This window comes from Clostridium sp. CTA-6 (assembly GCF_054768115.1).
Genome location: NZ_BAAAAU010000018.1, coordinates 22,326 through 35,110 on the forward strand (window position 1 = coordinate 22,326; position 12,785 = coordinate 35,110).

Annotated in this window: 9 protein-coding genes and 1 pseudogene; 7 read left to right on the top strand and 3 right to left on the bottom strand. The window is 26.0% G+C overall.

The window, feature by feature from the left end; translation table 11 throughout:
* Nucleotides 1–21 precede the first annotated feature (21 nt).
* Together dltC and dltD are read left to right on the top strand one after the other, a co-directional pair.
* Complete coding sequence (gene dltC / locus ACYUDJ_RS20685; protein ID WP_003483572.1) at nucleotides 22–252, top strand: D-alanine--poly(phosphoribitol) ligase subunit DltC; 231 nt, start codon at nucleotides 22–24, stop codon at nucleotides 250–252.
* Between the two features lie 5 nt (nucleotides 253–257).
* Entirely contained in the window at nucleotides 258–1,448 is a 1,191-nt protein-coding gene (gene dltD / locus ACYUDJ_RS20690; protein WP_460290021.1) for a D-alanyl-lipoteichoic acid biosynthesis protein DltD, read from the top strand.
* A gap of 242 nt (nucleotides 1,449–1,690) precedes the next feature.
* On the opposite strand, the gene ACYUDJ_RS20695 is transcribed toward dltD, so the two are convergent.
* Nucleotides 1,691–3,151: an aminotransferase class I/II-fold pyridoxal phosphate-dependent enzyme gene (locus tag ACYUDJ_RS20695; RefSeq protein ID WP_460290022.1), complete on the bottom strand. Its 1,461-nt coding sequence runs from the start codon at nucleotides 3,149–3,151 to the stop codon at nucleotides 1,691–1,693.
* Between the two features lie 202 nt (nucleotides 3,152–3,353).
* Here ACYUDJ_RS20695 and ACYUDJ_RS20700 point away from each other — a divergent pair, with 202 nt between their 5' ends.
* Complete coding sequence (locus ACYUDJ_RS20700; RefSeq protein ID WP_460290023.1) at nucleotides 3,354–3,890, top strand: 50S ribosomal protein L25/general stress protein Ctc; 537 nt, start codon at nucleotides 3,354–3,356, stop codon at nucleotides 3,888–3,890.
* 74 nt (nucleotides 3,891–3,964) lie between these two features.
* Here ACYUDJ_RS20700 and ACYUDJ_RS20705 read toward each other — a convergent pair whose 3' ends face one another.
* Nucleotides 3,965–7,084, bottom strand: a complete 3,120-nt coding sequence (locus tag ACYUDJ_RS20705; protein ID WP_434298047.1) for a YfhO family protein — start codon at nucleotides 7,082–7,084, stop codon at nucleotides 3,965–3,967.
* Nucleotides 7,062–8,048, bottom strand: a complete 987-nt coding sequence (locus ACYUDJ_RS20710) for a glycosyltransferase family 2 protein (protein WP_030036661.1) — start codon at nucleotides 8,046–8,048, stop codon at nucleotides 7,062–7,064. The genes ACYUDJ_RS20705 and ACYUDJ_RS20710 overlap by 23 nt, the downstream gene beginning before the upstream one ends.
* 315 nt (nucleotides 8,049–8,363) lie before the next feature.
* On the opposite strand from ACYUDJ_RS20710, the gene ACYUDJ_RS20715 reads away from it, so the two are divergent.
* The 4 genes and pseudogenes from ACYUDJ_RS20715 to ACYUDJ_RS20730 all read left to right on the top strand — a co-directional run.
* The gene (locus ACYUDJ_RS20715) at nucleotides 8,364–10,091 is read left to right on the top strand and encodes a phospho-sugar mutase (protein WP_434298046.1); all 1,728 of its coding nucleotides are present in this window, start codon (nucleotides 8,364–8,366) and stop codon (nucleotides 10,089–10,091) included.
* Nucleotides 10,092–10,235: 144 nt separating this feature from the next.
* Nucleotides 10,236–11,312 carry a tetratricopeptide repeat protein gene (locus tag ACYUDJ_RS20720; RefSeq protein ID WP_434298045.1) on the top strand — a complete coding sequence of 359 codons (1,077 nt, stop codon included), beginning with the start codon at nucleotides 10,236–10,238 and terminating at the stop codon, nucleotides 11,310–11,312.
* 49 nt (nucleotides 11,313–11,361) lie between these two features.
* Complete coding sequence (galU, locus tag ACYUDJ_RS20725; protein ID WP_159035502.1) at nucleotides 11,362–12,258, top strand: UTP--glucose-1-phosphate uridylyltransferase GalU; 897 nt, start codon at nucleotides 11,362–11,364, stop codon at nucleotides 12,256–12,258.
* A gap of 99 nt (nucleotides 12,259–12,357) precedes the next feature.
* Nucleotides 12,358–12,785: pseudogene (locus tag ACYUDJ_RS20730) on the top strand (triple tyrosine motif-containing protein); the annotation flags it as partial.

A 12,785-nucleotide genomic window follows, 5' to 3' on the forward strand; every position in this document is an offset into this window, starting at 1 on the left:
AATTTAAGGAGGAATTTTAAAATGGAACAAAAGATTTTAGATATTTTAGTAGATGTATGTGGAGATGATGAAGTTATAGAAGACAAAGATATAAATTTATTCGATTCAGGTTTTTTAGACTCTTTAGGAGTAATAGAATTATTACTTCAAATTGAAGAAGTACTAGATTTAAAAATACAGCCAACAGAAATAACTAGACAGGATATACAAACTCCGAACAAGGTTATTGAATTAATATTAAAGAGGGTTTAAATAAAATGAAAAGATTAGTATCGACTTTTTTGGGGATAATTTTATTTTTTACATCTATATTTATATTGAATTATTCTTTAGAAAAAAAAGTTAATAAATTTTACTCAGATGATATATCTGCTATATATGGTAATACCGTTAAAGATAAAGGGGTAATATTACAAAAACAATCTACAAATAAAAATAATTTACTTATGTATGGATCTTCTGAATTAGGTGTGAATATAGAACAAAATCCTACTAATTTTTTCCCTAATAAAGGCAATGAATTTGTTGTTGATATAATAGGAAGAGGTCATTGTCAAAGCTTGAAACATGGGATTAATTTTGGAGCATTAGAAAATAAATTAAATAATAGAAAAGGTGTATTTGTAGTCTCATTACAGTGGTTTACAGATTCAGGTGTAGAGCCTGATAAATTTTTAATGAATTTTTCAGAAATACAATTTTATAATATTATGCACAATAAACAAGTAAAAAAAGAAACTAAGAAAAAAATTTGTAATAGAGTATATAATCTAGTTAAAGGAGATAAAAACTTTCAACATATTTCCATATATTGCAAACTATATAATAGCGATAACTCTATAGAAAATCTATTATTTATAGGAATGAAACCATATTACAAGTTAAAAGAATTAATAGCTAAAACAGAAGATAATATTAAATCCTATAAGCTTGTTATGAAGTATAAAGACAAAAATAAGTCTAAATTAAATAATCATTTAAATTATATTCAATGGGATAAAGAATATGATAAAGCTGAACAGCAAGGTAAAAATAAGACTAATAATAATGAGTTTTATATATATAATGAATATTTTAATAAATATTTTAAAAGTAAATTAAAAAAATTGAAGAATAGTTCCCAAAATACTGATATATTAAATTCTAGAGAATTTGAAGATTTAAATTTAATGTTAGATATATGTAAAGATATTAATTTTAAACCTGTATTTATATTAATGCCAACTAATGGAAGATGGTATGATTATATTGGAATAAATAAGGGAAAAAGAGCTGAATTTTATAAAAAAGTTTCTAATATAATAAGAAAAAAAGGATTTGAAGTTTATAGTTATGAAGAATATGAATATCAACCATATTTTATGAAAGATGGTATGCATTTAGGTTGGAAAGGATGGTTGACTGTTGATGAAACCATTAGCAAATATTATAAAAAAGATAGAAAATAGTGTTATTTTTAATTCTTTATTTTATTTTATTTTATTATTTTTGGTATTAATTATAGGTATTGTTTTTACCGGAGAATACACTTATGTTTATTCTCAATTTTAATAAATAGTTGTTTTAAAAAGCTTTATAAAATATTTTTATACTTAGTTTATAAATTATAAAATAAATAGTATAAATGAAATATTGAAAAAATTTTAATACAAAACCTTAGATTAAATTCAATCTAAGGTTTTGTCCATTTTTATTTTACAATTTTTATATATTCAACCTCAGGATCCTCTGTACCTTGTACGTATAATCCTGTTTCTTTTAGTCTTTCTACATAATCTACAATTTCTTGTGTTATTATCTCCCCAGGACATAATACTGGAATTCCTGGTGGATAAGCCATTAAAAATTCTCCACTTACTTTTCCAACACTATCTTTTAAAAGTACACATTCTTTAATTCCATTAAAAGCTTTTCGTGGAGCGGCTGTATTTTCAGGTATTTCAGGAACATCTATAAAACTATTTTGTTTTGTTCTTTTTCCATAATGTTCATTGCTAATTTCTTTTAATGCATTTATTAAAGCATCAATAGATTCTTGAGTATCCCCAAAAGAGCCTACAGCGAGAACATTATATAAATCTGATAATTCAACTTGAATATGATATTTTTCACATAAAATCATATCTAGATCATAACCAGTTATATCTAAGTCCCTACAGTTAATGGTGATTTTTGTAGGATCTAAAGCGTATACTCCAGGTTCACCCAATAATTCCTTACCGAAGCAGTAAAAACCAGGAATTTTATTAATTTCATCTCTAGCATAGGTTGCTAAATCTATTGCCTTATCTAAAAGTTCTTTACCCTTTAAAGCTATTTGTCTTCTAGAACAATCTAAAGAAGCCATTAATATATAAGATGGAGATGTAGTTTGAAGTAAACTTAATACTTGATGAACTCTATTTACATCTATTCTTTTAGATTTTACTTGAAGCAAAGAACATTGAGTTAAAGCACCTATTATTTTGTGAGTGCTTTGAGCACACATATCAGCTCCAGCTTCCATAGCAGATATAGGTAATCTATCATTAAAACCAAGGTGTGGTCCATGAGCTTCATCTACAATTAAAGGAATATTATAACTATGAACAATTTCTGCAATTCTTTTTATATCTGTAGACACACCATAATAAGTTGGATTTATTATCAAAACTGCCTTTGCGTCAGGATTCTCCTCTAAGGTTTTTTCAACAGTTTCTGGTGTAACATTGTGAGCTATTCCTACTTTTTTATCTAGCTCAGGTTGCATATAAACAGGTACTGAGCCACTTAATATAATACCTGCAGTAACAGATTTATGAACGTTTCTTGGAATTATAATTTTATCTCCGTCACCAACTACAGATAAAATCATGGCTTGTATGGCGCCTGAAGTACCATGGATTGAAAAAAATGCTGCATCTGATCCATAAGCATCAGCTGCTAATTCTTGAGCTTTTTTTATAGCACCAGTTGGATGATGTAAACTATCAACCAATTTAAATACAGTTACATCAATTTTAAAAGGATTTTCTCCTATAAAATTTTTAAATGCTTCATCCATTCCTTCACCTTTTTTGTGACCAGGAACATGAAATGGAATAGTTTTTCTATTTACATATTCCATTAAAGCATCAAAAACTGGGGTTTGATTTTGATTTAATTTATACACCGTAATATGCACCTTCTTTCATAATAATACTCCCGTGAAACTATGAAAGCTCAATGGTTCCCGTGGATTCTTTACTTAAAACAATACTATTATAAGTTAAATATTATTCAAATGCAATATATATGTAAAATTTATTATGTGTTTTTTTTATTGTATAAATACATAAGATTTTGTAAATAATACAAAATGTGGAGGGATGAACATGGAAAAATTATTTGTAAAAAAAAGAAATTGTAAAAATAGTAATAAAATAAGAAGAGAAGGAAAAGTACCGGGTATAATATATGGGAAAAATTTAAATAATTTAATGTTTGAAGTAGGAGAAATAGAATTAAACAGTATGATTTCACAGGTAGGGGAACATGGAGTAACAGATGTGAATTATGGAGGAGCAGATTATAAAGTTCTTATAAAAGAGGTTCAAAAGGATCCAGTAAAAAAGAATGTAATACATATAGATTTAGAAAACGTTACTAATAGTTCTAATTTAATTAATGCAGAAATACCAATACTTTTTTCAGGTGATGAATTAATCATGAAAAAGGGAGGAGTAGTTCAAAAAGAAAAAAATAGTGTTAAAGTAAGATGCCCAGAGGAAAAACTTCCTAATAATATAATGATAGATTTATCTCAATATGATATTGGCAAAACATTTAGAATATCTGATTTAGAATTAGGAGAAGATATAACTTTTATGGAAAGTTTAGATAGTACTATAGCTTCTATATTCTTTGGATAATAAAATAAGGAAAGTGTGATGCACTTTCCTTATTTTATAGTTCAGATTATGATGGATATGAAATAGATAATATTCTAATTACCTTTAAAAGAATTATGCTTACATTTTAAAATATAAGAAACAATTATTATTATGAAGAAGACAATACTTAAACATGCTCCTGGAATTAAACCTGGTGTTATATATTTTAGTTCAATATTATGAGATCCAGGCTCTAATACCAATCCAGTAAGTATTCCGTTTACCTTTATTAAATCTTGCTTTTCTCCATCTACTTTAGCTGACCAGCCTTTACAAAACGGTATATTAAGAGCAAGTATTCCTTTTTCATTATTTTTAATATTACCTTTAACTTCTCCGCCGTCTACATATAGATTTTTCAAATTATATTTATTACGTTCATTTACCCATTTTGTGTAATATTTATATGAATTAAACCAAGCGTGCGCATCACTAATGATATAATCTCCTTCTGAGATGTCTATTTTTATTACAGTAGTGTTATTATTCAATTTAAAAGTAAATTTGTTAAGAGGATAGATATAGGGGTAATTTTCTTCCATTTTTTTTGTGGTTTTGCCATTAACACTTAATATAAATTTCTGGCCCTTGGTAGGTTTTAAATTAAGAGAAAATAATATTTCCCCATCAGTTCCTTTTTTATTATTTTTTATAGGAATGATGATAGAAGCATTTTTATCAGCTTTTAAGATTCCATTTTTATATTTAGCATTTTTGGTTATTGCATTCTGCCATTCTAATGAAAGTTCTGTTGTTATATCATCAAAAGGAACACTTCTTGGCAACTCAGGTAGGTTTTCGTCAATCATGGCTGTTTGAAGAAGTATTGAATCTTTCTGAGCTATATTCATTTTATTATAATCTTTTATAGTTATAGTATTTGAATACCATAGATCAAATCCAACATTATATCTATTTTTGTATATAATATAATTGTTAGTTTCATTATTAAGCGTATATCCATAGGAAGGAGTATATGGATTTGTTTTATTTTTAACTAAATATTTAACACCAAAGGTAGTTTCTAAGAATAAGCGATCATCAAAATTTTCATATGTGCTGGGACTAACATTAGTATTGAAAATATTATAATCAACTTTTAACCATTTATGAAGAACCCCATCAATCATACTGTTATAGGTACTTGTGCCATAATAATTATAATTCATTGGTGCATTTAAGTGAATTAAATCTCTAAAAATTGTCCTATAAAATTCATTATTTGTGGGAGTATATTTATTAAAAATTGTTTTTTCTTCTAAGTTATCTATGGATGAACTTTGTAATTTATAATGTGTTACATTAGGCTTTCTCATAGCTAAATAAGCATTTGTATTACATGAAAGAGCAGTTGCAACACATAAAACAATAATATAGTCTAAAAGTTTAGTTGTAAAGTGTTTAGAAATATATTTTTTTAACACTATTGTAAATAATGATACTAAACCTGATACTAGTATTACAAGGTTGATAATTTTAGTGGTCTTTAGATTACGAATAACGTTATTAAATCCACGAGGAATTTTTGTATAATAAAAGTAAATTATTAATATTGCAACTATTGAGAAGAAATGAAAACCTAAACTTTTTAACTTATCATTCTCTTCTAGCCAATCAGGTATAGCATATGCTATTGAAAATATAAATAAATAAAACCATCTATCACAGGAATATGAAAAACCGTTAAAAAAACTTCCAGAATATGGAGTTAAATATAAAATAAAAAATATTCCTGCTAAAATTGTTTTTCGCTTAGTAATTGAAGAAAACTTTTTCCAAGGTAAGGCAAAAATAATTAAAATAATTAGTGGAAAACCTAATGTACTATTATAAAAGAACAGTTTTTCAGGTAATTTTAAAATATAACTACTATCATAAAAAAGAGGGGTATTTACTATATTTGAAAAGCGATCAGTGTTAAAGAATGCATAAACTGAAGGAATAAATGATATAGAGGCTAATCCTAAAGCCATTATAGCAAAAACCGCATATTTAAAAATAGAGCAAAAAAATGAATATAGTTTATTTTTGAAAGTAGTTCCCTCTAGTTTTATAAAAGTAATAATAAAGATTATATAAAAAATATAACTGATAAATCCAAAATAGAAGCTGTTTGCAACTGTTAATGAAGCACTAATTACAAAAAGAAGCCATTTTCCGGTTTTATTATATATTCTAAAACCCAATATTGTAATAGGTAACCATACATATGCATCTGCCATAAAGTCAAAACTCAAAGAAAACCATATATAATTAATACAACCACCATAGATCATAGCCCCTATAAGCGAAGTGTAAGTTTTCTTTTTTTCATATTTTAGCAAAGAATATAAAAAACACATTGATAAAAACTGTTTTAGAATACTAAATAATAATTTCCAATGTAGAGTATTCCCTAATGTCCAGCTTCCCAATTGTAATTTTCTTAATAGTAACATTAAGTAAAAAAATGGACTGGTAGTATAATAATAAATAAATTGGCCAAAAATATCTCCGCCAAGACCATAACTCCAAGACCAAAAAGGTTGATGTGATAAAAAAGCTTTTTGAATAAATGGTATAAAGTACATAAATTGAAGGTCGCTATCTGTACCTGATACACTGAACAAAAAGCCATGATATTTACGATATAAAGCGTATAAATGGCACGATATAGAAAAAAATAATAAAAAAATAACGGGTAATAAAAACTTTAAAATAACTATAAATTTTGATTTAATATCTAATTTAATAGTTGAAGTAGATTCTGAATTTTTCAATATATGCTTAGTCACTAAGAAGGTTATAGGTATAGGTAATATTGCAGCCCAAAGCACAGCTGTTGAAGTATTTATATGAAAAATTTTTACTAATAAAACTAAAGAAAATGTGGAAATTAAATAATTAGCTAAAGTAGTAAGGGGATATTTAATAAACTTTTTCAAAGTTGGTTTTGTTTTAAAAGTAAAGTAGCAATTAAGAAAATATGAGCCAATCATACTAAGTGTAAAAGCAATAGTGTGACTTATAATATATGGTATATTTAAATATAGAAGTAAAAGATACCATATGTAATAATGAACAGTATTTATGACACCAATCATACCAAAGCGTAAAAAGCTAGAAATTTTATCATCTTTAGTAATTAATTCGTTCAAATATTGCTTTACATTAAAGAGTATTTGACGGATCATAATTTTCCTCCAATAAATGTTTATATTTTGATTTTTCTATATTTGTTTCTTTAACAAGAAAATGTGGACGTTTTTTTACTTCATAATAAATTCGACCAATATATTCCCCTATTACACCTAGTGATAAAAGTTGAATTCCACCTATAACTAGAATAGCTGTTATTGTTGTAAAATATCCAGGCATATCAATACCTACTGATATAATGCGTATTAAAGAATATAATATATAGGATATTCCTAGTAATACCATTATAAAGCCTAAATATAATATGGCTCTTAAAGGCTTGTTATTAAATGATAAAATTCCATCAATACCATATTGCATTAATTGTTTGAAATTCCATTTGCTTACTCCGGAAATCCTGCTTTGATTTTCATATTCTATTATTTTTGAATCGAAGCCAATCCAAGAAAACATTCCCTTTGAAAATCTATTATATTCTTTCATAGATAATAGAGAATTAACCGCTTGTCTACTTAAAAGGCGAAAATCTCCTATTCCATCTGTAAGTTTTATGTCGATGAAATGATTTGCCATTTTATAATATAATTTAGAAAAAATAGTAGTTGTTTTTGAATCACCGATTCTATTTCGTTTAGCAATTACTTGGTCATATCCCTTACGATAATATTTAACCATGTCACAAATTAATCTAGGGGGATGCTGTAAGTCGGCATCAATTAGTATTACTGCATCTCCAGTTGAATAGGTAAGCCCTGCTAGCATACTAGCTTCTTTACCAAAATTTCTTGTGAATGAAATAAATTTGATATGAGCATCGTTATTTTGAAATTGCTTTATTGCATCAAGAGTTTTATCTTTGCTGCCATCATCAACAAAAATTAATTCATAATTGTAATGGTGAACTAGACTGTCTTTTTGAAGTATTGTTGTTAGTTCTTTATATGTTGTTTTTATAGCACTTTCTTCATTATAGGCTGGTATAATTATAGATAATTTCATAATAACTCCTTTCAAATGTGTTATATATTATACCTAATTGGGTAATATACCATAAAACATACATACTACAGCATATTAATATATAATTGTATTTAGTACAAATGTTTTTGAATGTAGGGTAATTGATAACATAATATACTAAGAGTATAAAAGTAATTACTAATAACTTAGGATAATAAAAAAACAAGAAAGCTAGGCATTGTTTTATATGAAATTTTGAATTTAGAAACTATTAAGTCATAATTTATCTATATGTAGTACAATTATTGATGTTTTTTAATATAATGTAGTATGGAATTTTATTGGAGGTAGCAAATGAATTATAAAAATGCTTACAATTCATGGATAAATTCTTCGTTTTTAGAAGAGAAAGAAAAAAAAGAATTAAAAAATATAGGGGATGAACAAGAGATAAAGGATAGATTCTGTAAAGATTTAAGCTTTGGAACAGGTGGGATAAGGGGGATAGTTAGTTTAGGTACAAATAGAATAAATAAATACACCATAGCTAAAGCTACACAAGGATTAGCTAATTATTTGACGCATAATTTTAAAGAAAAACCTCTATCCGTTGCAATAGCTTATGATTGTAGGAATGATTCGTTAGATTTTGCTAAAATAGCTAGTGAAGTACTGTGTTCTCAGGATATAAATGTATATATGTTTAGTGATATAATGTGTACTCCCATACTATCTTATGCTGTTCGAGAACTAAAATGTAAAGCTGGAATAGTTATAACTGCATCACATAATAGTAAAGAGTATAATGGCTACAAAGTATATAATCATAATGGTAATCAAATAACAGATAGGGAAGCACAAAAAATAGCTGAGTGTATAGGGAAAGTAGAAGATTTAAGTCGTATAAAACATATGGATATAAGTGATGCAAAAGAAAAAGATTTATATAAATTTGTACCAATAGAAGTATTAAATAAATATATTTATAATGTAAAAAATTTGATTTTAAGAAAAGATATTATAAAGAATTATGAAAGTGATTTTAAAATATTATATACACCATTACATGGAACTGGGAATGTTCCAGTAAGAAGAGCTTTATGTGAAATTGGATATAATAATGTTTTTGTGGTTAAGGATCAAGAAAAACCCAATGGAAATTTTCCAACAGTAAAATATCCTAATCCGGAAGATCATAAAGCCTTTTATGCTTCTTTAAAAGAGGCTGAAAATATAAAGCCTGATATAATAATAGCTACAGATCCTGATTGTGATAGAGTAGGGGTGATGGTTAGGGATCATAGTGAAAAATATGTAGCTTTAAATGGAAATGAATTAGGCGTAATTCTTACTAACTATATATTAAGTTCTTTAGAAGAAGAAAAAAAAATACCTGAAAATTCAGTGCTTTTAAAAACCATAGTAACTACGGACATGGTTAAAAATATATGTAAAGACTATGGAGTTAAGGTAGAAGAAGTTTTAACAGGTTTTAAATATATAGGAGAAAAAATAGAAGAATTTAAGAAAAATGGACAAAATAAATTTATATTTGGATTTGAGGAAAGCTATGGATATTTATTTGGAGATTTTGTTAGGGAGAAGGATGGAATAATAAGTTCTGCATTAATATGTGAAATGGCTTTATATTATAAGAATCAAAATAAAAATTTATGTGATGTTTTAAGAGAACTTTATGATAAATATGGATATTATAAAGAAAAATTAATATCCATGGAGTTTAAAGGAGAAGAGGGTAAAAATAAAATAGAAAATATAATCAATAATTTAAGAAGTTATGATTTTAAAGCTATATTTGATGAAGAAATATTAATAAAAGAAGATTATAAAGCAGGTTTAAAAATAAATATGAATAAAAAAGAAGAGTATATTAATAAACTTCCTAAATCTAATGTTTTAAAATTTTATTTAAACAACGATACTAATTTCGTGGTTAGACCTTCAGGAACAGAGCCTAAAATAAAAATATATTTAGCATCAGTAGACACAACAGTTGAAGGAGCTGAAATGAAGATAAATAATCTAGAAAAAAATATAAAGAATATGATAAATAAATTTTAAAAATAAAAATATTTAAATTAAGCATAGAATAATCTTTTACATTATCCTATGCTTAATTTAAATATTTTTGTATTTTCATTGTTTAATTATGTATATTATTATAGAATTAATATAAATATAGAATTTATGGTGTAGGTGATATAAATGGAAATGAAATCATATTTAGCAGAAAAATTATCTAAAATGTTGTTTTTAGAAATAAAAAAAGAAAAAATATTTGAAATATTTAAAGTTGATGTAGATAAAAATATATATGTGCCATTAAAGTCTAAAAGTTTGGTAGATGAAATAAAACAAGGAGAAGATTTAGACAACATACCTATTATCTTTTTTGTAGAAGGAATGTTTTCTGTACTAGGAGCAGACGAAGAGTTTAAATTTAATAATGAATACAAAAACATGATAAATAATATACCTAAAAGTGAAGATTATATTAAAGGAAGAATATTTGAAGAAGTGAAGAGAGAAAATTATGAAGAAGCATATATATTATTAAGAGGATTATTGACATTAGAAGAGAGTAGAGATATTTATGACAAATTAATATTAATATTAGAAAATTTAAGACAAAAGGATAAAATGTATAAAGAAGAAGAGCTTAATATAATAGAAAAAGCTAAAAAAATAGAAGATTATGAAAAACCATATTTATATGAATCTATAATAAAAAAAGAAGATAATGATTTTAAAGCAGCATGGTATGCATTGGATAAATACATATCAATAGGAGGAGAGCAAACTACAGAGATTATAGAATATAAAAACTCATTAAAGGATATATTAAATTTTGAGGAAGGGAAAAATTTAATAGGTAAGGATCCCAAAGAAGCTTTAAGAAAATTAATACCAATTATGAATAAATTAGAGGATAATCCAACGGTATATTATTATGTAGCAGTAGCCTATAGAATGTTAGAAAATTATGATAAAGCTATATATTATTTAAATAAAGCATTAGAAATAGATAATGCTTTAATTGATGCAGTAAATGAATTAGCAATAAATTATGCAGCCTTAGAAAACTATGATATTGCTATAAAATATTTAAGAAAGGCCTTCGAGGTAGAAAGATCTATAGAGATATGTACTAATCTTATAATGTGTTATCTGAATAAGGGAGACTTAGAACAAGTACAAAATCATATAGATATTGCTAAAAAAATTGATCCAGAAGATGAAGTATTAAAAGAGATTGAAAGTTATTTATTAAAACATAATTAAGTTTAATATTAAATTTATTTTATTTTTATATATAGAAAGGGGTATACTTATGAAAGTTAAAAAGGCTATAATTCCTGCCGCAGGATTAGGAACAAGATTTTTGCCTGCTACTAAAGCTCAACCGAAAGAAATGTTACCTATAGTTGATAAACCAACCATACAGTATATAATAGAGGAAGCTGTAAAGTCAGGTATAGAACAAATATTAATAATAACTGGAAGAAATAAGAGAGCTATAGAGGATCATTTTGATAAATCTGTTGAATTGGAAAAAGAATTGGAGGAAAAAGGTAAAGCTGAAATGCTTTCTATGGTTAAAGATATATCTAATATGGCTGAAATATATTATATAAGACAAAAGGAACCTAAAGGATTGGGGCATGCTATAAGTTGTGCTAAAACTTTTGTTGGTAATGAACCCTTTGCAGTAATGTTGGGAGATGATGTAGTTTATAGTGATAAGCCTTGCTTAAAGCAACTTATAAAGTGCTACAATGAATATCAAACAACTATAGTGGGTGTACAAGAAGTACCAGAACAGGATGTACATAAATACGGTATTGTGAAGGGGATGTTTATAGAAGATAGAGTATATAAAATAAAAGATTTAGTAGAAAAACCACCTAAAGAAGAAGCTCCATCTAATATGGCTATATTAGGGAGATATATTATAAGTCCCGCTATATTTGATATTTTAGAAAATACAAAACCAGGTAAAGGTGGAGAAATACAACTCACAGATGCATTAAAGACATTAATTAATAAGGAAGCTATGTATGCATATAACTTTCAGGGTAGAAGATATGATGTAGGGGATAAATTAGGATTTCTTCAGGCTACTGTAGAATATGCATTGAGGAGAGAAAACTTAAATACAAATTTCGCGGAATATCTACAACAATTGAGAAATAATGAAGAATTTACTAAGCTATTTAAAATTAAATAAAAAAAGATGGTAAAAAACCATCTTTTTTTGTTTGAATTGTAAAAATATTTATATAGATTACGATAAAACTATAAAGACAACTATTGAAAGGGTGAGTTTATGATAAATAGAAAAAAGGGTTGCTTAGTCTTAAATATTATTTCACTTTTTTTTATGATTGGATTATTAGTATTGCCTACAAATGTACAAGCTTATAATAATTTAATCATAAATCTGGAATCTCCAAAGGAAAGTGAATTATTTAATAGAAATGATTTAAATTTAATAGGAACTGTAGATTCTAAGGAAAGACTAAGATTAATAGAAATTTATTTAAATAATGAGAAAATAGGACAAGCTAAAACAGAAACATCAGTAAATAAGGATAGTAGTTATTTGGCTAATTTTGAATATAAAAAAGATATGTCGAATATTAAAAATGGAGAATACCTACTAAAAATTGTAGCTATAGATGAAAATGATAATAAAGAAGAGAAAAGTTTAAAAATATATGTTAAAAATCAACAGGAACAGACAATACAAGATAA

Coding starts and splice junctions, on each gene's coding strand:
- dltC (WP_003483572.1), top strand. CDS start 22: ATGGAACAAAAGATTTTAGATATTTTAGTAGATGTATGTGGAGATGAT.
- dltD (WP_460290021.1), top strand. CDS start 258: ATGAAAAGATTAGTATCGACTTTTTTGGGGATAATTTTATTTTTTACA.
- ACYUDJ_RS20700 (WP_460290023.1), top strand. CDS start 3,354: ATGGAAAAATTATTTGTAAAAAAAAGAAATTGTAAAAATAGTAATAAA.
- ACYUDJ_RS20705 (WP_434298047.1), bottom strand. CDS start 7,084: ATGATCCGTCAAATACTCTTTAATGTAAAGCAATATTTGAACGAATTA.
- ACYUDJ_RS20710 (WP_030036661.1), bottom strand. CDS start 8,048: ATGAAATTATCTATAATTATACCAGCCTATAATGAAGAAAGTGCTATA.
- ACYUDJ_RS20715 (WP_434298046.1), top strand. CDS start 8,364: ATGAATTATAAAAATGCTTACAATTCATGGATAAATTCTTCGTTTTTA.
- ACYUDJ_RS20720 (WP_434298045.1), top strand. CDS start 10,236: ATGGAAATGAAATCATATTTAGCAGAAAAATTATCTAAAATGTTGTTT.
- galU (WP_159035502.1), top strand. CDS start 11,362: ATGAAAGTTAAAAAGGCTATAATTCCTGCCGCAGGATTAGGAACAAGA.